Origin of the sequence: Staphylococcus taiwanensis (genome assembly GCA_020544305.1) — a bacterium.
Lineage (GTDB): Bacteria > Bacillota > Bacilli > Staphylococcales > Staphylococcaceae > Staphylococcus > Staphylococcus taiwanensis.
The window spans coordinates 1411630-1433376 of the sequence record CP058667.1; the positions used below are offsets into that span (position 1 = coordinate 1411630).

Sequence of the window (21747 nt, forward strand, 5' to 3'; positions counted from 1 at the left end):
ATCGTGACGAATGAACAAATTATAGATATTCATGGTCCATTAAAAGGAGAAATTGAAGTTCCAGGTGATAAATCGATGACGCATAGAGCTATAATGCTCTCGTCATTAGCTATAGGTAAATCAATTATTTATAAACCTCTATTAGGTGAGGATTGCCAACGTACGATAGAAATTTTTAAATTATTAGGTGTTGAAATTTCTATCGAAGATGAAAAAATTATGATTAATTCTCCTGGTTATCAAAATTTTAAAACACCACATCAAACTTTATATACGGGTAATTCAGGGACGACTACGCGTTTACTAGCAGGATTACTTAGTGGATTAGGCATTAAATGTGTATTATCAGGTGATGCTTCAATAGGTAAACGTCCTATGGATAGAGTATTAAAGCCTTTATCATTAATGGGGGCAGACATTGAAGGAATTGATCATAATTTCACGCCTTTGATTATTAATCCCGCTTCAATACAAGGTATCGATTATCAAATGGAAGTTGCCAGCGCACAAGTGAAAAGTGCAATCTTGTTTGCAAGTCTATTTTCAAAAGAAACTTCAACAATAACTGAAATTGATGTTAGTAGAAATCACACAGAGACAATGTTTGAACATTATCATATTCCTATCGAGGTTTCTGGAAAAGTCATTAAGACTTCATCAAATGCAATCCAAAATATTAAAGCGAATGATTTCAACGTACCAGGAGATATATCTTCAGCTGCATTCTTTATTGTTGCAGCCTTGATAACACCTGGAAGTGATATTACAATTCATAATGTTGGCATAAACCCGACCCGTTCAGGTATTATAGAAATCGTTGAACAAATGGGAGGTAACATTGAGCTACTAAATGTTACTCAAACATCTGAACCGACTGCATCTATTCGCGTACGTTATACACCTAACTTAAAGCCTGTTCATATCGAAGGTGACGTTGTTCCTAGAGCCATTGACGAGCTACCTATTATAGCATTATTATGTACGCAAGCTATTGGTACAAGTATCATTAAAGATGCAGAAGAACTGAAAGTAAAAGAAACAAACCGAATTGATACAACTGCGGATATGTTAGGTTTATTAGGCTTTGATTTACAACCAACTGCCGATGGTCTAATTATTCGCCCTTCTGAATTTAAAATGGCAGCTACAGTTGATAGTTTGACAGATCATCGCATAGGTATGATGCTTGCTATTGCGTCACTTTTAAGTAGTGAGCCTTTAACAATTCGACAATTTGATGCAGTTAATGTATCGTTCCCTGGTTTCTTGCCTAAATTAAAACTTTTAGAAAATGAGGGATAATACACTATGGAAGATATCTATAAATTAATAGATGATATCAATCTTCAAAAACTAGATAATTTAGATACACGTGTAAATGAAGCATTGGGTTCTAATAATGATGATGCCTTATTTATATTAGGAGAAACTTTATATAACTTTGGTTTAACGCCTCAAGGACTAGAAGTGTTCAGAACCCTATATCATAAATATCCTGATGAAAGTGAACTATTAATCTACTTTATTGAAGGTCTTATGGCAGAAAATCAAACTGATGAAGCATTAGAATATTTAAGTCAAGTTGAACTATCAACTGAAAAATTAATGCTAGAAGCTGATTTGTATCAACAAATCAACATGACAGAAGTTGCGATTGATAAACTTACTGAAGCACGTGAATTAGAGCCAAATGATCCAATTATTCATTTTGCTTTAGCCGAGTTGTTATACTTTGATGGACAATACTTACGTGCTACTCGTGAATATGAAGTCGTATTAGATACTGGTGAATATGAAGTAAATGGCATTAATTTATTCGCTAGAATGGCTGATTGTGCATTACAAAGTGGTAACTACAGTGATGCCATCAACCTCTATGATGAAATTAATGAAGATGAAATGACATCAGAAGACTTTTTCAAAAAAGCAATCGCATATGAGAAAAATGATATTACACAAGAAGCTATTAAAATTATGACTAGCTTGTTATCAAAAGACCCTGATTTCATTCAAGGTTATTTATATTTGCAATCACTATACGAGAATGAAAAGAACTATCCTGATGCAATAGAAACAGGTAAAGAAGGATTACGACTCAATCAATTTTATAAAGAATTAATGGTTTCCACTGGAAGTTTAGAAATAGAACATGGTGATGCAAATGAAGGTGTATCCTTATTAAAACAAGCGCTTGAAGTAGATAATGCCTACCATGAACCGCTTCTTATTTTAAGTGATTTATTCCGTAATGAAGAAGACTTTGAAGCAATTATTTCATTACTATCATATGTAGACGAAGAAGATTTAGACCCCGTATTTATGTGGCACTTAGCATATGCATTTGGACAAGAAGAGCGTGATAAAGAAGCACAACATTTCTATGAATTAGCTTATCCAACTATGAAAACGCAAAGTGCTTTCTTAAGTGACTATTATTTCTATCTAATTGAAATCGGATATAAAGAACAAGCTAAATCAATTCTTAATGAATTAATAGAGATAGATCCAAGTAACGACACTTGGCAAGAAGAAGCAAATCGCATGGATTATTAAAGTAGGTGAGTGATTTGAATCAAACACTTATAGATATGAAACAAAGCTATATTGAATACGCTTTGTTTCATTATCATTTTAAATCACGAATTAGTGTGTGGATTTTAAATTATTTGAAATCTTCATCTAATAAATTAAAGCAAGTTCATTTTGTAAACGAAACAATCAGTAATCATCAAACGCTTGAAATTGGTTTGAAAGGTTCAAACGCCTCTGCTATTAAATTGGTTAAAAATAATCATATACTTATGAATACTAATGAAATTTTTAAATATATCACTGCTTATGATGGAACGATAGATATATTAATTCATTTTGATAGTCAGGAGGCTGTTGACGTACGTTTAAATGACTTAATCATTCAACAATTGATGTACTCATCACAGTATGCTGCATATCTTGGTAACATTTATCATTTATCAATTGATTCATATAAAGCACATACGCTCATCGAACAATTGCAACAAAATATTGATTTAAGTCTTCAGATGAAAGATCGGGAACAATTTTATCAATTATCACAAATTTTGAATGTTTTTCAAGCACGTTAAATTCTTAAGTGAAGGAATAAAACATTATGCCTACCTTTAAACAAATGTGGGAGCTCACACTTTATCATCGCTCATGTATCATAATTTTGCTTTTATTTAATATATTAGGTACCATATATGGCTTTATATGGTATAGTGATCAACTTATTAAAACAAAGTGGTATTTTTTACCATTTGTGCCTGATAGTCCGATTGCCTCATTATTTTTATGCTTCGCGATTGTAGGACTAATTTTAAATAAGCAGTATCCCATTATAGAAGCATTGGCTTTTGTAACCTTAATTAAATATGGAATATGGGCAGTTGTAATGAATATCATGATGATTCATTATGAACACGATATCACTATTATGAATATTTTCTTGATAATGAGTCATGGCATTATGGCAATAGAAGCCATTTATTTTTATCCAAGATTTAAAATAGCAATTAGTGGATTATTTATTTCTATGATTTGGGTATTTAATAATGATTTTGTGGATTATATATTGGATAAATATCCATATTATCATTTTATAGCAAATCATATTGTTACAGTAGGGTATATTGCCTTTTGGTTAAGCGTATTCGCATTGATTCTTTATTTTTATCTTCAAAAAATTTTAACGGTTAAATTATTTGATTATAAAGGCAAGAGTAAGTAAAATATCATTAAAGGAGAGTGGAATTATTGTCAATCGTGTCTTATATAATATATATCGTTATTATTATGCTCATTCCTATGTGGGCACAACACAAAGTCAAATCAAATTATGAAAAGTATTCGCAAGTTAGATCAACAAGTGGTAAAACTGGTCGTGAGGTAGCTGAAGAAATACTTCATGCTAACGGAATTTACGACGTGGATGTTGTTAAAGGTGAAGGCTTTTTAACTGACCATTATGATCCTAACAAAAAAGTGGTTTGTTTATCTCCTGCAAACTTCGATAGACCTTCAGTAGCTGGTACAGCTATTGCTGCACACGAAGTTGGACATGCAATTCAACATCAACAAGGTTATGCATTTTTACGTTTCAGAACTGCATTAGTGCCATTAGCTAACCTAGGTAGTTCATTAAGTTATATGATTATCATGTTAGGTATTATTCTTACAGCATTAGGTAGTGCATTTGGGTCAACTGCACTATGGATTGGTGCTGGTTTAATGTCACTTGCAGTGTTATTCTCAATCGTAACATTACCTGTTGAGTTTGATGCGAGTTCAAGAGCAATGAAACAAATCACAGCTTTAAATATAGTAAATGAAAAAGAATATAAACATGCTAAGAAAGTGTTATCAGCTGCAGCAATGACTTATGTAGCTGCAACAGCAACTGCTGTAGCAGAACTAGTAAGAATTATTCTAATTGCAAGAGCAAGCGATAATTAATACTTTGAGAATGAAACGAATTAAAAAATCATAAATATTATATAAAAATGGCAATTTCTATTTATCTAATAGAAATTGTCTTTTTTAATGTAATACTATTTTATTTCTACCTATACACATTCTCACAAGATTTATATCCTCTTTAAATATAAATTTAATTTCACATGAAAGAAATTCATCAAATGCATGATTGAACGATATGATATATACTAATTAAGAAACATTAAAAAAGGAGTCTTAATATGAAATCAATGAAAGATATGCAAAATGAAGTAGATGAATACATTGGTCAATTCAAAGTGGGCTATTTCTCTCCATTAGCGAATCTAGCACGTTTAACTGAAGAAGTTGGCGAACTTGCTAGAGAAATCAATCATTTTCATGGTGAGAAAAAGAAAAAAGACTCTGAAGCTGATAATTCAATTAAAGCTGAATTAGGTGACAATCTATTTGTACTACTTTGTTTAGCCAATTCATTAGATATAGATATGACAGAAAGTTTTGATGAAACAATGGCAAAATTTAATCATCGTGATAAAAATCGTTTTGAACGAAAATAATTTATAGTAAGGAGGATGGTGTGTTTATGAAAATCGGTATAACATGTTATCCATCGATGGGTGGATCAGGTATTATAGCTACGGAACTCGGCATTAAAATGGCCGAAAGAGGTCATGAAGTACATTTTATTACTTCAAATATTCCGTTTAGAATACGTAAACCGCTACCCAATATCATATTTCATCAGGTTGAAGTGAATCAATATGCCGTCTTTCAATATCCTCCATATGATATTACTTTAAGTACAAAAATATCAGAAGTCATTAAAGAGTATGATTTAGATATTCTTCATATGCACTACGCCGTTCCACACGCGGTCTGTGGTATTTTAGCACGTCAAATGTCTGGTAAAGATATTAAGATTATGACTACATTGCACGGCACTGATATTACAGTGCTCGGTTATGATCATTCATTAAAAGGGGCAATCAAATTTGGTATAGAACAAAGTGATATTGTCACAAGTGTCAGTCGTTCATTGGCTGAACAAACAAAGTCTATTATTGAAACTGATAAAGATATTATACCAATTTATAATTTTGTTCGGGAAAATGAATTTCCAACACGTCATGATACTAAACTTAAAGAAGTTTATGGAATTAAACCGGAAGAAAAAGTTTTAATTCATGTTTCAAATTTTAGAAAAGTAAAACGTATTGATACTATTTTAGAAACCTTTGCTAAAGTCCATAAAGCACTGCCAAGTAAACTTGTGTTATTAGGCGATGGACCAGAACTACTTGATATGCGTAAAAAAGCACGAGAATTAAAAGTCGAAGAAGATGTACTATTCTTAGGTAAGCAAGATCAGGTGAGTGAATTTTATCAAATGGCTGATTTAGTACTTCTTCTTAGTGAGAAAGAGAGCTTTGGTCTCACATTACTTGAAGCTATGAAGACTGGTGTCGTACCAATAGGCTCTAATGCTGGCGGTATTAAAGAAGTCATCAAACATAACCAAACAGGTTACATTGTTGACATTGGTGATAGTGAAACTGCGAGTCGGTATGCACTTCAACTACTAACCGATAAAAAGTTATATCATACGTTTCAAACTGCAATGTTAGAAGATATTCAAGAACGTTTTGCTTCAGAATTAATCACTGATCAATATGAATGCTATTATCGAAAAATGTTAAATCAAGAAGAGGAATAATATGGGAACTGAATTATTTTTAAAAGCAATACCCATTTTAGAAAAAATTGAAGAACACGGTTACGAAGCTTATTTTGTTGGTGGCTCCGTTAGAGATTATTTATTAAATAGACCTATACATGATATCGACATTACGACGAGTGCCACACCTGATGAAATTGAATCATTATTTGATAAAACTATACCAATCGGTAAAGAACATGGCACAATTAATGTTGTACATTTGGGAGAAAATTATGAAGTAACTACATTTAGAGCTGAAGCTGAATATATTGATCATCGTAGACCAAGTGAAGTCTACTTTGTACGTAATTTAAAAGAAGACTTACAACGTCGTGATTTTACGATTAACGCAATTGCAATGGACAAAGACTTTAAGGTATATGATTATTTCGGTGGACAAATGGACTTAGAGCAACACGTCATTCGAACAGTTGGAACTGCACAAGAACGTTTCAGCGAAGATGCTTTAAGAATCATTAGAGGATTGCGTTTTCAATCCCAATTAAATTTCACTATAGAGAATGAAACCTTTCTTGCAATGCAAAATCAAATTGCAGACATTAAACATTTATCAATTGAACGCATTATCGTTGAGTTTAAAAAGTTAATAACTGGCAAGAATGTGAATCAAAGCTATAATAACATGTTGCAGTTAAATCTATTTAATTATGTACCTTTCTTCAAAGAATTGAATATGTCAATGACTGAAATTACTGATTCGATTCGTTTTGAACTTTGGTTAGCAATTCTTATCACAAAAGAGCAACCACAATCATCTTTAACTACATTAAAGATGAGTAATCAAGAAAAGACAGATATTCAACTTTATCACAGAATAATTGTTGAACTACCAAAAATAACTACTAAAGAGGCATTAAAGATGTTTGTATATGACTTTGGAGAAGCAAAAATTTTAGATGTTCTTTCTATTCGTTTTATACTTGAAGATAATCACATCAAAACTGGGTCGCCACTAGTGTTAAATCCTCAATCTATACAAGAAGTTACAAGCCAACTCCCAGTAAAACAGCGTAAAGATATAGTAGTTAATGGTAGCGATTTAATTGATTATTTTCAGAAAAAAAGTGGGCCTTGGTTGAAAGAAGTGCTTCGTGAAATCGAATGTGCCGTTGTGACACAAAAGGTACAAAATACAAAGCAAGAAATCTTAAAGTGGGTGAACAACAATGTCAAAATATAGCCAAGACGTTATACGCATGCTATATGATCATCAATTAGAATATATTTCAGGACAATACATTGCTGATCAATTAAATATCTCAAGAGCAGCAGTAAAAAAAGTGATTGATCAACTGAAAGCAGATGGCTGTCAAATTGATTCAATTAATCATAAGGGACACCAGTTAAATCAACTTCCTGATCGATGGTATAGTGGTATTGTGTCTTATGTACTTAGTGATAATCCATTAGCCTCTAAAGTTAAAGTTTATGATTCAGTCGATTCTACTCAAACAATTGCTAAACAAGAGCTCGTTGGCAATAATGACTCAATGATTGTGCTAAGCGATGAACAAACACTAGGGCGGGGTCGTTTTAATCGAAACTGGTCATCATCAAAAGGTAAAGGTTTGTGGATGTCATTAGTTTTAAGACCTAATGTGCCATTTTCTATGATGCCTAAATTTAATTTATTTATTGCATTAGGTATTAGAGAAGCAATTCAAGAATTTACAATTGATAAAGTTGAAATTAAGTGGCCGAATGATATTTATATTGGTGATAAAAAAGTATGCGGTTTCTTAACTGAAATGGTTGCGAATTATGATACGATTGATGCAATTATTTGTGGCACAGGAATAAATCTCAACCATTTAGAAGATGATTTTTCAGAAGAAATCAAACATAGAGCCACAAGTATTAGATTACATAGTGCAACTAAAATTGAGCGCTATGCATTTTTAAAAACACTTATTTCATCGATAAATTATCGATATAACCAATTTTTAACTCAGTCTTTTGAAACAATTAGATCAGAGTATATTGAGGCATCGAATATATGGCATCGTAAATTACGATTCACGGAAAATGGCCAACAATTTGTAGGTGAAGCTGTAGATATTGATAAAGATGGCTTTTTAATGGTTAAAGATGATGCTAATGAAGTTCGTCGTCTCATTAGTGCAGATATAGACATATAATATGACACATGGAGATAAGGAGAGGTAATTATGGCAAATACAAGTTTTGCGGTTGTAGATTTAGAAACGACCGGTAATCAACTTGATCATGATGAAATTATTCAAATCGGAATTACGTTCGTTCGTGATAATAAAATATCAGGGACGTATCATTCGATGATTCGTACTGATTTGGAAATCCCGCCGTTTATCCAAGCATTAACATCTATCGAAGAGACAATGTTAGAACAAGCACCTTATTTTCATGAAATTGCAAATGATGTATACAATCAACTTAAAGATTGTATATTTGTCGCTCACAACGTTGAATTTGATTTGAATTTTATTCAGAAAGCTTTTGCGAATTGTAATATAAACTTTAAACCTAAGAAGGTCTTAGATACTTTAGAATTATTTAAAATAGCTTTTCCTACAGATAAAAGCTATCAACTTAGTGAATTAGCGGAGTCCCACAATATACCTTTAACAAATGCGCATAGAGCAGATGAAGATGCAACAACAACTGCATATTTAATGATTAAGGCCTTTAATAAATTTGAGCAACTACCACTCGATACGCTTAAACAATTGTATTATTTAAGTAAGAATCTAAAATATGATTTATTTAATATTTTATTTGAAATGGTAAGACAACATAAACAAGTAGACTTGGATGCTAAATTTGGTCAATTTGAACAAATTATTTACAAGAAACAAATTGATTTAAAAGCACCACAAACTCGCTTTGACGGTTCTTTAAAACATCTTTATTCAACAGTAACTGAAGAATTAAATTTAACTTATCGTCCACAGCAACTTTATCTATCAGAAATTATATTAGAGCAACTTATGCATAATGATAAAGCACTGATTGAAGCACCATTGGGTAGTGGAAAGTCATTGGCGTACTTATTAGCAGCCTTAGTATATAACATAGAAACAGGTCGTCATGTAATGATTTCTACAAATACGAAATTACTTCAAAACCAACTTCTTCAGAAGGATATACCTAGTTTAAATAAAGCGTTAAATTTTAAAATTAACGCTGCTTTAATAAAAAGTAAAAATGACTATATTTCGTTAGGCTTAATAAGCCAAATATTAAAAGATGAAACAACCAATTACGAAGTAAATATCTTAAAAATGCAACTACTGATTTGGATCACTGAGACTAATACTGGGGATATTCAAGACTTAAATCTTAAAGGTGGTCAAAAAATGTATTTTGACCAAAAAGTAGAAACATATGTGCCAGTTAGACACGATATTCATTATTACAATTATATCAAGCGTAACGCACATAATATTCAAATCGGTATTACTAATCATGCACACCTTATTAATTCAGATCAAGAAAATTCTATATACCAACTATTTGATGACTGTATTATTGATGAAGCACACCGTCTTCCAGACTATGCCTTGAACCAAGTTACAAATGAATTAAATTATTCAGATTTAAAATATCAGCTTGGTTTGATAGGTAAAAATGAAAATGAAAAACTTCTTAAAGTTATTGATCATTTAGAGCAACAACGTATTCTAGAACGTCTAGATATAGCACCAATTGACGTGTTCGGTTTAAAAACAAATCTCAATGAAGTTCATGAATTAAATGAGCATTTGTTTAACCATATTTTTGATATTATTCAAAATTCTGTTGTGCATGACGACGATATTCACCGTTATCATTATGTATTTGAATTCGATACATCTCAAATTCTTAAAGATTTGCATTTAATAGTAGATAAAATTAATAAAACACTTGAAATATTTAACGGCATGACACATAAAACGATTAAATCTATTCGTAAACAGTTACTCTACATCAATGATAGTTATAGACAGATTGAACAAAGCTTAAAGGACAATCATACTGCATACTTATCAATTAAAAACTTAACTCAAAAATCTACCATTCGACTTATTGTTAAAGATTATGAAGTCAGAGACGTCCTCACTTCTCAAGTTTTAGATAAATTTAATTCTTTAACATTTATTTCTGGTACCCTAACATTTAATCATTCATTTGATGCCTTTAAAAATTGGTTTAAAGAAGATGTTCAGTTTAATACGTATCAAGTTCAATCTTCATTAACTAATCGTAAAAATACTAATGTTTTCATTCCTAGTGATGTATCATCTTATAATTTTAAAAATATTGAAGATTATGTTGCGTCTATTGTGGATTATATACAAGAATATGTGACAATTACTGAGTCTAAGTGTTTAATCCTATTTACAAGTTATCGAATGATGCATATGGTTCAAGAATTATTAAATGAGCTACCAATATTTGAAGATTATGTCGTTTTAACACAACAACAAAATCAAAACTATAAAATAGTACAACAATTTAATAATTTTGATAAAGCAATTTTACTTGGCACGTCTACATTCTTTGAAGGCTTTGATTATCAAGCGAATGGAATTAAGTGTGTTATGATTGCCAAACTACCATTCATGAATAAGTACAATACGAAACATTGGTTAATGGATTCTGAATTTGAATCTACATTTAAAGATTATGTTTTACCTGATGCTGTAACACGTTTCAGACAGGGACTTGGACGTTTAATTAGAAATGAAGATGATAAAGGCTTAATTGTTTCTTTTGATGATCGTTTAATTAACAGTAGTTATAAAAATTTCTTTGCACAAGCTTTAGAGAATTTCTCACAGAAAAAAGGCGACATTAAACAATTTAGTAAACTCATCAATAATATTCAACGCGAACAAGATAAAAAGTAAATTGATTAGCAATAACATCCTTTGCATATGATGCTCATGTGCTAGAACTTAACTATTTAATTTGTTAAAATAAATAAGTATTGTATTAAAAGAATTTTCAATTAGGAGATTGGTTATGAAAACAACGATTAAACAAGCAAAACAACATCTTAACCAAGAGGTAACAATAGTAGCTTGGTTAACTAATAAACGTTCAAGTGGTAAAATCGCTTTCTTACAATTACGTGATGGAAGTGGATTCATGCAAGGTGTAGTAGTTAAATCTGAAGTAGATGAAGAAACATTCCAACTTGCTAAAGACATTACTCAAGAATCTTCGCTTTACGTGACTGGTGTTATCACAGAGGATAATCGCTCAGATCTTGGATATGAAATGCAAGTGAAATCAATTGAAGTTATCCATGAAGCGCATGATTATCCAATTACACCCAAAAATCACGGTACTGAATTTTTAATGGATCACCGTCACTTATGGTTACGTTCTAAAAAGCAACATGCAGTAATGAAAATTAGAAATGAAATTATTAGAGCAACTTATGAATTCTTTAATGACAATGGCTTCACTAAAATTGATCCTCCAATTTTAACTGCTAGTGCGCCTGAAGGCACAAGTGAACTATTCCATACAAAGTACTTTGACGAAGATGCTTTCTTATCTCAAAGTGGTCAACTATATATGGAAGCAGCAGCTATGGCACATGGTCGTGTATTCTCATTTGGACCTACATTTAGAGCTGAAAAATCAAAAACACGTCGCCATTTAATCGAATTCTGGATGATTGAACCAGAAATGGCATTTACAAATCATGCAGAAAGTTTAGAAATTCAAGAACAATACGTTGCTCATGTTGTTCAATCAGTACTTAAAAATTGTAAATTAGATTTAAAAGCACTTGATAGAGATACTAGTAAATTAGAAAAAGTAGCAACACCATTCCCAAGAATCTCTTATGATGATGCAATCAAATTCTTAAAAGAAGAAGGATTTGACGATATAGAGTGGGGTGAAGATTTTGGAGCACCTCATGAAACAGCAATTGCAAATCATTACGATTTACCTGTATTTATCACGAATTATCCAACAAAAATCAAACCATTTTATATGCAACCAAATCCTGAAAATGAAGATACCGTTTTATGTGCAGATTTAATTGCACCTGAAGGTTATGGTGAAATTATTGGTGGTTCAGAGCGTATTAATGATTTAGAATTATTAGAACAACGTATTGACGAACATCAATTAGATACAGAAAGCTATAGCTACTATTTAGATTTACGTCGTTATGGAAGCGTTCCACATAGTGGATTTGGATTGGGATTAGAAAGAACGGTAGCATGGATTTCAGGCGTTGAACACGTAAGAGAAACTGCACCATTCCCACGTTTATTAAATCGTTTATATCCATAATATCTGCAATAGAAATATATATAATGTCGTCCAGTCGGTTCTTTTGGCTGGACGCTTTTTAAAACTTTAATTAAGGAGGTATACCACTTGGATAAATTTCAACTTAAAACACGCCCGGTCGTTATAAGACGTGAACTGTTTGATCATTATAATGATTTAGGACTGTCCGAGAAAGATTTAGTCATTTTAATTAAATTGATATACGCCTCTGAAACATCGAATAAACAACCATCCATAGACTACTTAAGTAAAGGTTCAGAGATGGAACCTCGAGAGATTACTTCCATTATTCAAAATTTAATCCAGAGAGATTTATTAGAACTTCAAGTTAAAAAGGATGAAGAAGGTAAATTTACTGAATATATGAATTTAGATAGTTTTTATGACAAACTGAGTATGATGCTAACTCAAGAGCAATCTGAAAATAAAAAAACGCAATCACAACTCAACTTTAAAGATTTATTCCAATATATTGAACAACTATTTGCTCGACCTTTATCACCATATGAAATAGAAACATTAAACCAATGGATTGATGTTGATCAACATGATTTCTCACTCATAAGAGCTGCCTTAGACGAGGCGTATAGTCATGATAAATTAAGTTTTAAATACGTTGATCGTATATTATTAAATTGGAAAAAGAATAATGTGACTACAACTGAAGAATCTAAAAAAATTAGAGAAAAATTTAATAAACCAACAATGACGCATACTGTTAAACACGTCCCTAAATTTGATTGGTTAAATGGAGAGACTTTAGATGATAAGTAAGAAAAAAGCACTTGAAATGATAGACGTTATTGCAAATATGTTTCCAGATGCCGAATGCGAGTTAAAACACGATAATGCTTTTGAACTTACTATTGCTGTATTGTTATCTGCTCAATGTACAGATAATTTAGTAAATAAAGTTACACGTTCACTTTTCAAAAAATATAAAACACCCCAAGACTATTTAAATGTTGATATCGAAGAATTACAAGAGGATATTCGTTCCATTGGCTTGTATCGTAATAAAGCTAAAAATATACAAAAGTTATGTTGCTCATTATTAGATAAATTTGACGGACAAATACCAAGCACTCATAAAGAATTAGAAAGTTTAGCTGGCGTAGGGCGCAAAACAGCTAATGTAGTAATGAGTGTCGCCTTTGATGAGCCATCTTTAGCTGTAGATACTCATGTTGAACGTGTTTCAAAAAGATTGGGTATTAATAGATGGAAAGATAATGTTACTCAAGTGGAAGATAGATTGTGTGATATTATTCCTAAAAAAAGATGGAGTAAAAGTCATCACCAACTTATCTTTTTCGGTCGCTATCATTGTATAGCCAGAAAACCAAAATGTGATATATGTCCGTTGCTTGATGATTGTAGAGAAGGGCAAAAGCGTATGAAATCTCAATTAAAGGAAGCTTGATAACATGATAACTAAACAAGATTTCTTGGTTATTGAAGAACAACTTGATAACTTTTCTAAAAATAGAGCATTAAAATCTCCTGAAGCTAAACCGCTCATTGACCAATACTTTGATCTTATCATTCAATTTTTTAAGCAAATAAATGATATTGATATAATAAATTTTAATAATCTTGAAAATTATCCAGTGGTTCCAATGAATTTTGAAGAACGATATAATTATATGATTGCAAGAAAATATCATTTTATGGGTTATAGTCAGATGAAAACTTTAAAAACAGAATTAATTAAAATGAATGCATCTTATCAAATTAGAAAAAATCGTCGCAATAAATAATTAAAAGCTTTTTACATTCAACTATTTATAGGAATATATCTTGTCCAAAATATGAGTGTAAAAAGCTTTTTCTCAATAAAAAGGGAGCTTAGGCATGTGCCTAAGCTCCTTATTAACTTATGATGCTTTATCAAAGTTAAAGATACTATTTAAATGGAATAGACTTGATAATTTACTACCCACTGAGTTAGCGCCTTGTGTCGCTGTTGAACCAGTAGTATTACCATTTGAAGTAGTTGAGTTATTAGTAGTTGTACTATTACTAGAATTACTACTATTGCTTGAGCTATCAGAGCTATTTGATGAGCTTGAATTACTTGAGCTACTTGAACTACTATCACTTGAACCACTGCTACCATATACTTTTCGGTTAGTAGTATTATTATCAGGATGTCCACTAACTGATAAATCATCAGCACTAGAACCGTTAACAGAGTCTGGTTTTTTGAAGTCACCATCATTACTTGAAGAAATATCTGACATAACATCTTCATATAAATATTGAGGATATTCTTGTTCAGAGTGACCTAAGAATGAGTTAGTTCCACCTTCTTTAATTTCACTGAAGCCCATCCATATAGACATTGTATATTTAGGAGTGAAACCATTAATCCATACGTCTTTCGCAGCATTATCAGGTAGGTTATATTGTTGGTTAACTTCAGTACCATAAGTACTTGTACCAGTTTTAGCACCCATTGTAACGCCTGATACGCCATGTCCATAAGCTGAACCGTATGCTTTGAATGTACCAGTTAACATTTCAGCTAACATGTAAGCAGTATAATCTTTCATTGCTTTATGACTTGTGTGATCAAATTCAATTGTATCGTCATCAGCTGTGACTACTTTTTGAATTGAGTGTGCATTGTTATAAGTACCACCATTAGCAATTGTAGCAAACGCTGAAGCTAATTGAGTAGGTGAGAACTCAGATGCACCGCCACCAAGTACATCAGAAGGACCTAAATCACTTTGGTAATCCAATCCAACTTTAGAGGCAAAGTTTTTAACTGCATTTTTACCTGCATCTGAATTAACTTGTTGCCAAGTTTTTAATGCCGGAATGTTAAAACTTTGTCTTAATGCATCATATGCAGATACTGTACCATGACCACTACCGTCATAGTTTTGGAAAGTACCGCCATCGATTGAATAACTTGATTCATCTTGAAGTGCATGGTTCGTTGCCCATTGCATATTTTCAATAGCTGGACCATACGCTAAGAATGGTTTTAATGATGAACCAGTTAAGTGCGCATCTGTTGCTGCATTGTTATCAACAACATCTTTATAGTTACGGCCACCAGAAATTGCAACTAGGCCACCTGTTTTACTATCAAGAATAGTTGAACCAACTCGTTGGTCATCATTTTTGTAGTAATTACCATTATCAATGCGATCTTGTAAAGTCTTCTGAACATTTTTGTCCATGTTAGTGTAAATTTTGATTCCGCTTTGTAAAACATCGCTCATGTTTTTATTCTTGAAGTGTTTGTTGTTCATTAATTCAGACTTAACGAAGTTTACATAAGAATCATACTCTGAATCAGAATTATCTGTACCAATTTGACGTTCTTTAGTTGAACGTTTAACTAGGTTAGCTTCTAGATTAATTTTCTTAGCTGCTTTGTATTCTTTATCAGAAATTCTATGGTGATAGTGCATTAAATATAATACCGTATCTTTACGACTTTCAGCTTGTTTAGGATTATCGTAGATATTATAAAGGTTAGGAACCTGAGGTAAACCTGCTAAGTATGCTTCTTCAGCTAAATTTAAATCTTTTAAATCTTTGTTGAAGTAGTATTTAGCAGCAGCTTTAACACCGTAAACACCATCAGAATAATAAATTTTATTCAAATACATTTGGAAGATTTCATCTTTACTGTATTCTTGTTCTAGACGGTATGAAAGGTAAGCTTCTTGAGCTTTACGGCCAATTGATTTTTGTTCAGTTAAGAATGCACGTTTAACTACTTGTTGAGTTAAAGTAGAAGCACCTTGTGCACCAAATCCGCCAGTCAAGTTTTTACCAACTGCTCCAAATAGACGTTTATAGTCTATTGCACCATGTTCATAGAATCGGTTATCTTCAGTTGCTAAAACGGCATATTTCATATTTTTTGGAACATCTTTTAATTCAACATGTTCTCTTCTTGCGCCGTTATCTAATTTTTTGACCAAGTCCCCGTTTTTATCATAAATTTCAGCAGGTTTTGGATCTTGCAATTTAGATTCGTTAAATGCTGGTGCTTTCCAAGCATAATACGCAAATAATAAAATGCCGAGTAGAACTAAAACGATAAAGGCAATAATTAAAAAGCCTATAATCTTGATAATCGTTCTTTTTACACTCTTATTCTTTTTTGATTTGGACTTCCCATTTTGATCTTTTTTAGACTGAGAAGGTCCTTTATTTTCCGTCATACGCGGTCCTCACTTTCATCTAATATCAACTTATCAACTGCTTTGAGGTAATCTAATCTTGGTTGATACTGATAAGGAATATAGTAACTATTTTTTCTAATTTCTTCAACCGTTATTGATTTTTTTATTTCATTTTTATATCTATCCCAGTAAAATTGAAATTTTGAAAAAGGCAATAGATATACTTCATCAAGTATTTTAAATCTTATGATTAAGAAGACAATTCCTTTTTGAAGAAACGTATCTTTCATATGTTTTACTTGATGATCATGAATGTTATTCAAAGGAAATGATGTTTTATTTTTAGTTTCCTTTGCTTCAAAATCAATATAATAGCCATTATATACGCCATTATAATCCGTAGTTGAAGGAGTACGAAAGTAAGCCTCATTGATGACTGCTTTACTTCGCTTAGGATATTGAACGTTTACGATTTGTACAGGTGTAGGTTTCTTGTGAATAACCGCTTTGCCATGGTTTAAATAATAATCGTTAGTTAGTTCAATATCTTTTTCAAGAGTCATACCACGGCCACCATATTCTATATTACTAGATTGCTTTGGGGTATTACTTCCGACCTTAGTCGTATTTCCCTTGAAAGGTTTCCCATTGGGATAGTTCATCTTCTTCACCACTCAAGTTTGAATAAAAACATTAGTAAATATAGATAAATCAATATTGTACTAATTAATTTAAGCATATAGAAACAACTTCATTTAAACTATTGATCATTTAAATGCCTAAACTTTTCAAACTATAATAGATAATAATGAATCAAACGAATTTATGTAATTTACCATATAGTTGTTTGTCTTTCATTATTAATCTTCTCTATTTTAACGTTCTTTAACTGTTAAAACAATATTTCGCTTAATTTGTAATATTTAAGTAAATAAAACTACATGACGATAATATTAAATATATGATAGATTAATTGGGAGTAGGAGGCGACTTTATGAAGCGTGTCATTGAATCATTAATACTTGAGCTAAATACTATTGAAGAATGTTTTCACAAGGTTAAAACAATTAATGAAGATTATGATTTTTATAAGGTAGTCGTTCCTTATACACAAGAAATTGATAAAAAACTACAGTCAATTATTGATAATAAATCAGAAATAATTGAATTAGTATATATGAATGATAAGAAATTTGATTTATTAATTAAATCTTATAAAGAACTATCTGTTGATTGCCATTTTCATAAAACGAGTAGAAAATTGTTTACAGAGAAATTAAAAGCAGTCAATTATGATTTAAAATACATTTATCAAAATTTAAAGTAAGGGTGAGTGACCTAATTTGAAGACGGTTTATATTACAGGATACAAGTCTTTTGAATTAAATATTTTTAAAGATGATATGCTAGAAGTCACTTATCTTAAAAAATTTATAAAGCATAAATTACTACAATACTTAGATGAAGGATTAGAATGGGTGCTTATACAAGGTCAAATCGGCATTGAATTATGGGCAGCGGAAGTAGTCATCGATTTAAAATCAACCTTTCCTGAGTTAAAATTAGGTATCATCACGCCTTTTTATAATCATATTTCTAAGTGGAATGAGCATAACCAAATTAAATATAATCAAATCGTTCAAAAAGCTGATTTTATAGAAAGCGTTCATCATTCGGAGTATGAGGGTGCTTTTCAATTTAAACAAACGGATCAGTTCATGTTAGAACATTCCGATATGTCACTACTAATATATGATGATGAACAAGAGGGAAGCCCAAAATTCTTCAAGAGGATGTTAGTTGATTTTATGGATAAAACAAACTATACTTGTGATATTGTGGCATTTGATGAACTCACTGATTTTATAAATGACCTACAGTGGGAACAAGATCAAAGTTTCGAATGAGGTGGAAAAAAATGGCAGATGTTTCATTAAAGCTTTCAGCTAAAGATATCTACGAAAAAGATTTTGAAAAAACAATGGCTCGTGGTTATCGTCGTGAAGAAGTAGATGCTTTTTTAGATGATATCATCACTGACTATCAAAAAATGGCTGACATGAACAACGAAGTAGTAAAGTTATCTGAAGAAAACAACAAATTAAAAAAAGAAGTTGAAGAACTTAGATTAAGAGTAGCAACATCAAGACCTTCTGATAATAAGTCTTTTTCTTCTAACAACGCTAGTTCTACAAATAGCAATGTCGATATTCTTAAAAGAATTTCAAATTTAGAAAAAGCAGTGTTTGGTAAATAATTACCATCAACAACCTTTCATTTAAATTAGTATGACATGATACATGTTGATTTTAATTTCATATTATTTTCAGTATGTTATTGAAAATATCTGTTTTAGTATTAAAAATTGTGATATAATCGCAAAAGTGATATTTTGGGTAATCGCTATAGCAATATAGAGGAAAGTCCATGCTCACACAGTCTGAGATGATTGTAGTGTTCGTGCTTGATGAAACAATAAATCAAGGCATTAATTTGACGGCAATGAAATAACCTAAGTCGTAAGATATGGTTAGATTAGTTTGAAAGTGCCACAGTGACGTAGCTTTTATAGAAATATAAAAGGTGGAACGCGGTAAACCCCTCGAGTGAGCAATCCAAATTAGGTAGGAGCACTTGTTTAGCGGAATTCAACGTATAAACGAGACGTCTTCATTCGAAAATGAAGATATGTAGACAGATGGTTACCACCGACGTACCAGTACAACTAGTGTACGCGATGAGTACAACGGTACAGAACATGGCTTACAGAAATATCATTGACTAGTTTAGCTCTCCCATTAATCGGAGAGCTTTTATTTTTTTACATACATAAATCATTAACTCTGTTAACATAAAAATAAAGCTATTGAAAAGGAGACAAGTGAATGTTCCAATTACTAGCAGTTTGTCCAATGGGTTTAGAATCCGTTGTCGCTAAAGAAATTCAAGAACTGGGATATGAAACACAAGTAGAAAATGGACGAATATTCTTTGAAGGTGATGCAAAAGCTATTGTCACATGTAATTTGTGGTTACGTACAGCTGACCGTGTAAAAATCGTAGTCGGTCGTTTTAATGCCAAAACATTTGATGAACTTTTCGAAAAAACAAAAGCATTACCTTGGGAAGATATCATCGATAAAGAAGGTCAATTTCCTGTCCAAGGTAGAAGTGTAAAATCAACTCTATATAGTGTACCTGACTGTCAGGCAATCACAAAAAAAGCAATTGTAGAACGTTTAAAAAAAGCTTATGATGAAAAAGGTTGGTTAAATGAAAGTGGCGCTAAATATCCAGTAGAAGTGTCAATTTTAAAAGACAACGTATTACTAACTATTGACACATCAGGTTCTGGTTTGAATAGACGTGGATATCGTCTTGCCCAAGGTGAGGCCCCAATTAAAGAAACATTGGCTGCTAGTTTAGTGCGTCTAGCAAATTGGAAGGGCGATACACCCTTTATCGATCCATTCTGTGGTTCTGGGACCATTGCAATTGAAGCATGCTTAATTGCTCAAAATATTGCTCCAGGCTTTAATCGTGATTTCGTATCAGAAGAATGGAATTTGATGCCTCCAAACATATACGATGATATGCGAGATGAAGCAGATAAACAGGCTGACTACGATAAACAAATTGAAGTTTACGCTTCAGATATCGATCCTGAAATGGTAGAAATAGCTAAACGTAACGCTGAAGAAGTGGGACTTGCAGATATTATTCAATTTAGTGTTAAAGATGTGAATACACTTACAATTGATACTGATGAGCCAGTAGCGTTGGTTGGAAATCCTCCTTATGGTGAACGTATTGGCGATAGAGATGAAGTCGAAGAAATGTATCGTTATATTGGAAAATTGATGAATCAGCATTCAGCTCTATCAACTTATATACTTACTAGTAATAAAGAATTTGAATACTTAGTAAATCGAAAAGCTACAAAAAGAAGAAAATTATTTAATGGTTATATTGAATGTACTTATTATCAATATTGGGGCAAAAAGCCACATTAGTTCATACGCTTTATTATTTAACTATTCATTATAATATTTATTAGATTTGTAAATTTTTCTTAATTTCTTTGATAATATTTAATTAAATTAATCAATTCATTAGCACTCTTATTATTACTGATGTAAAGTGATAATAAGAGTGTTTTATATTGATACTATAATTTTAAATTACATCTTAGTAAGGAGAGAATGTTATGCAAACAGTTTTAATTATAGGCGCAAATGGTAAAGTCTCAATTGAGGCAACTAAAATCTTCTTAGAGGATTCTAATTTTAATGTAGATTTATTTTTAAGAAATGCACATCGTATACCTGATTATGCTTCAAATCGAATAACTGTGTATGAAGGTGATGCCAAAAATGTTAATGACTTAGAAAAAGCTCTAGACAATGTTGACGTGGTATTTGCAAGTTTATCAGGGTCTCTAGACATCGAAGCTCAAGCCATCATTGAAGCAATGACTAAAAAAGATGTCACACGTCTTATTTTTATTGCTGCACCAGGTATATATGATGAGCTACCTCCTAAATTTAATGCTTTTAATAAAGAACAATTTGGAGATAAACTAAAAAAATATCGTAAAGCAGCAGATATCATTGAAACTTCAAATATTGACTATACTATAATCCGTCCTGCTTGGTTAACTTTTAAAAATGAAACTGATTATGAAATAACTAACAAAAACACTGAATTTAAAGGAACTGAAGTATCAAGACGTAGCATTGCTAATTTAGCTGTACGTATTGCTAAAAATCCTGAATTATATTCAAAACAAAATATTGGCGTAAACAAACCGAATACAGATGGTGATAAACCTGCTTGGTTTAAGTAATGATTGCTATATATTTGTTTAAAACTCCCATTGTGATAAAATTTAATAAATGAAATCAATGAGTCTTTGTACTATTTTTGATTTTTTATACTAAACAAGAGCCTAAGATAGTTGTGTCTTAGACTCTGCTTTCATTTAAGGCAATAACTTATGAAGTAATATACATTAGAAACAAAAGTTTCCATCATAAGTCATTATATTTATTCATACTTAAATAATTGATGATGTATTTTCATATCGTTATGAATTAATGAGAGGAT

Annotated in this window: 21 protein-coding genes and 1 other RNA gene; 20 read left to right on the forward strand and 2 right to left on the reverse strand. The window is 31.5% G+C overall.

Annotated features, from left to right (window positions below; translation table 11 throughout):
• The first annotated feature begins 3 nt into the window (after window positions 1–3).
• From aroA to HYI43_06795, 14 genes are all read left to right on the forward strand, one after another.
• Window positions 4–1302 carry a 3-phosphoshikimate 1-carboxyvinyltransferase gene (gene aroA / locus HYI43_06730; GenBank protein UDI78250.1) on the forward strand — a complete coding sequence of 433 codons (1299 nt, stop codon included), beginning with the start codon at window positions 4–6 and terminating at the stop codon, window positions 1300–1302.
• A 6-nt stretch (window positions 1303–1308) separates the two neighbouring features.
• Entirely contained in the window at window positions 1309–2553 is a 1245-nt protein-coding gene (locus tag HYI43_06735; GenBank protein ID UDI78251.1) for a tetratricopeptide repeat protein, read from the forward strand.
• A gap of 14 nt (window positions 2554–2567) precedes the next feature.
• Window positions 2568–3104 carry a YpiB family protein gene (locus tag HYI43_06740; protein ID UDI78252.1) on the forward strand — a complete coding sequence of 179 codons (537 nt, stop codon included), beginning with the start codon at window positions 2568–2570 and terminating at the stop codon, window positions 3102–3104.
• 26 nt (window positions 3105–3130) lie between these two features.
• Entirely contained in the window at window positions 3131–3748 is a 618-nt protein-coding gene (locus HYI43_06745) for a DUF1405 domain-containing protein (protein UDI78253.1), read from the forward strand.
• 26 nt (window positions 3749–3774) lie between these two features.
• A complete protein-coding gene (locus tag HYI43_06750) occupies window positions 3775–4473 on the forward strand; it encodes a zinc metallopeptidase (protein ID UDI78254.1) in 699 nt (232 codons plus the stop codon).
• A 242-nt stretch (window positions 4474–4715) separates the two neighbouring features.
• Window positions 4716–5033 carry a nucleotide pyrophosphohydrolase gene (locus tag HYI43_06755; protein UDI78255.1) on the forward strand — a complete coding sequence of 106 codons (318 nt, stop codon included), beginning with the start codon at window positions 4716–4718 and terminating at the stop codon, window positions 5031–5033.
• Window positions 5034–5059: 26 nt separating this feature from the next.
• On the forward strand, window positions 5060–6190 hold the full coding sequence (gene bshA, locus HYI43_06760; GenBank protein ID UDI78256.1) for an N-acetyl-alpha-D-glucosaminyl L-malate synthase BshA: 1131 nt from the start codon (window positions 5060–5062) through the stop codon (window positions 6188–6190).
• Window position 6191: 1 nt separating this feature from the next.
• Window positions 6192–7394, forward strand: coding sequence for a CCA tRNA nucleotidyltransferase (locus HYI43_06765; protein ID UDI78257.1), 1203 nt, complete (start codon window positions 6192–6194; stop codon window positions 7392–7394).
• Complete coding sequence (locus HYI43_06770) at window positions 7381–8352, forward strand: biotin--[acetyl-CoA-carboxylase] ligase (protein UDI78258.1); 972 nt, start codon at window positions 7381–7383, stop codon at window positions 8350–8352. The genes HYI43_06765 and HYI43_06770 overlap by 14 nt, the downstream gene beginning before the upstream one ends.
• Window positions 8353–8382: 30 nt before the next feature.
• Window positions 8383–11082, forward strand: coding sequence for a DEAD/DEAH box helicase family protein (locus tag HYI43_06775; protein UDI78259.1), 2700 nt, complete (start codon window positions 8383–8385; stop codon window positions 11080–11082).
• A 115-nt stretch (window positions 11083–11197) separates the two neighbouring features.
• On the forward strand, window positions 11198–12490 hold the full coding sequence (gene asnS, locus HYI43_06780) for an asparagine--tRNA ligase (protein UDI78260.1): 1293 nt from the start codon (window positions 11198–11200) through the stop codon (window positions 12488–12490).
• Window positions 12491–12577: 87 nt separating this feature from the next.
• Window positions 12578–13264: a DnaD domain-containing protein gene (locus tag HYI43_06785; protein UDI78261.1), complete on the forward strand. Its 687-nt coding sequence runs from the start codon at window positions 12578–12580 to the stop codon at window positions 13262–13264.
• Complete coding sequence (gene nth, locus HYI43_06790; protein UDI78262.1) at window positions 13254–13913, forward strand: endonuclease III; 660 nt, start codon at window positions 13254–13256, stop codon at window positions 13911–13913. Before HYI43_06785 ends, nth begins: the two co-directional genes overlap by 11 nt.
• 4 nt (window positions 13914–13917) lie before the next feature.
• Entirely contained in the window at window positions 13918–14250 is a 333-nt protein-coding gene (locus HYI43_06795; protein UDI78263.1) for a hypothetical protein, read from the forward strand.
• A 117-nt stretch (window positions 14251–14367) separates the two neighbouring features.
• On the opposite strand, the gene HYI43_06800 is transcribed toward HYI43_06795, so the two are convergent.
• Window positions 14368–16680 (reverse strand): penicillin-binding protein, encoded by a 2313-nt coding sequence (locus HYI43_06800; GenBank protein UDI78264.1) that lies wholly within the window; start codon window positions 16678–16680, stop codon window positions 14368–14370.
• Complete coding sequence (gene recU / locus HYI43_06805) at window positions 16677–17303, reverse strand: Holliday junction resolvase RecU (protein UDI78265.1); 627 nt, start codon at window positions 17301–17303, stop codon at window positions 16677–16679. The genes HYI43_06800 and recU overlap by 4 nt, the downstream gene beginning before the upstream one ends.
• A gap of 332 nt (window positions 17304–17635) precedes the next feature.
• Here recU and HYI43_06810 point away from each other — a divergent pair, with 332 nt between their 5' ends.
• From HYI43_06810 to HYI43_06835, 6 genes are all read left to right on the forward strand, one after another.
• Window positions 17636–17968 (forward strand): DUF1798 family protein, encoded by a 333-nt coding sequence (locus HYI43_06810; GenBank protein UDI78266.1) that lies wholly within the window; start codon window positions 17636–17638, stop codon window positions 17966–17968.
• Window positions 17969–17984: 16 nt separating this feature from the next.
• Window positions 17985–18548 (forward strand): DUF1273 domain-containing protein, encoded by a 564-nt coding sequence (locus HYI43_06815; GenBank protein ID UDI78267.1) that lies wholly within the window; start codon window positions 17985–17987, stop codon window positions 18546–18548.
• A gap of 11 nt (window positions 18549–18559) precedes the next feature.
• Window positions 18560–18898 (forward strand): cell division regulator GpsB, encoded by a 339-nt coding sequence (gene gpsB / locus HYI43_06820; protein UDI78268.1) that lies wholly within the window; start codon window positions 18560–18562, stop codon window positions 18896–18898.
• A 131-nt stretch (window positions 18899–19029) separates the two neighbouring features.
• An RNA gene (gene rnpB / locus HYI43_06825) (RNase P RNA component class B) lies at window positions 19030–19412 on the forward strand.
• Window positions 19413–19526: 114 nt separating this feature from the next.
• Complete coding sequence (locus HYI43_06830; GenBank protein ID UDI78269.1) at window positions 19527–20654, forward strand: class I SAM-dependent RNA methyltransferase; 1128 nt, start codon at window positions 19527–19529, stop codon at window positions 20652–20654.
• Between the two features lie 194 nt (window positions 20655–20848).
• Complete coding sequence (locus HYI43_06835; GenBank protein UDI78270.1) at window positions 20849–21487, forward strand: SDR family oxidoreductase; 639 nt, start codon at window positions 20849–20851, stop codon at window positions 21485–21487.
• Window positions 21488–21747 lie beyond the last annotated feature (260 nt).

Coding starts and splice junctions, on each gene's coding strand:
- nth (UDI78262.1), top strand. CDS start 13,254: ATGATAAGTAAGAAAAAAGCACTTGAAATGATAGACGTTATTGCAAAT.
- HYI43_06765 (UDI78257.1), top strand. CDS start 6,192: ATGGGAACTGAATTATTTTTAAAAGCAATACCCATTTTAGAAAAAATT.
- asnS (UDI78260.1), top strand. CDS start 11,198: ATGAAAACAACGATTAAACAAGCAAAACAACATCTTAACCAAGAGGTA.
- HYI43_06830 (UDI78269.1), top strand. CDS start 19,527: ATGTTCCAATTACTAGCAGTTTGTCCAATGGGTTTAGAATCCGTTGTC.
- HYI43_06795 (UDI78263.1), top strand. CDS start 13,918: ATGATAACTAAACAAGATTTCTTGGTTATTGAAGAACAACTTGATAAC.
- HYI43_06810 (UDI78266.1), top strand. CDS start 17,636: ATGAAGCGTGTCATTGAATCATTAATACTTGAGCTAAATACTATTGAA.
- HYI43_06755 (UDI78255.1), top strand. CDS start 4,716: ATGAAATCAATGAAAGATATGCAAAATGAAGTAGATGAATACATTGGT.
- gpsB (UDI78268.1), top strand. CDS start 18,560: ATGGCAGATGTTTCATTAAAGCTTTCAGCTAAAGATATCTACGAAAAA.
- HYI43_06770 (UDI78258.1), top strand. CDS start 7,381: ATGTCAAAATATAGCCAAGACGTTATACGCATGCTATATGATCATCAA.
- HYI43_06775 (UDI78259.1), top strand. CDS start 8,383: ATGGCAAATACAAGTTTTGCGGTTGTAGATTTAGAAACGACCGGTAAT.
- HYI43_06735 (UDI78251.1), top strand. CDS start 1,309: ATGGAAGATATCTATAAATTAATAGATGATATCAATCTTCAAAAACTA.
- recU (UDI78265.1), bottom strand. CDS start 17,303: ATGAACTATCCCAATGGGAAACCTTTCAAGGGAAATACGACTAAGGTC.
- HYI43_06800 (UDI78264.1), bottom strand. CDS start 16,680: ATGACGGAAAATAAAGGACCTTCTCAGTCTAAAAAAGATCAAAATGGG.
- bshA (UDI78256.1), top strand. CDS start 5,060: ATGAAAATCGGTATAACATGTTATCCATCGATGGGTGGATCAGGTATT.
- HYI43_06835 (UDI78270.1), top strand. CDS start 20,849: ATGCAAACAGTTTTAATTATAGGCGCAAATGGTAAAGTCTCAATTGAG.
- HYI43_06745 (UDI78253.1), top strand. CDS start 3,131: ATGCCTACCTTTAAACAAATGTGGGAGCTCACACTTTATCATCGCTCA.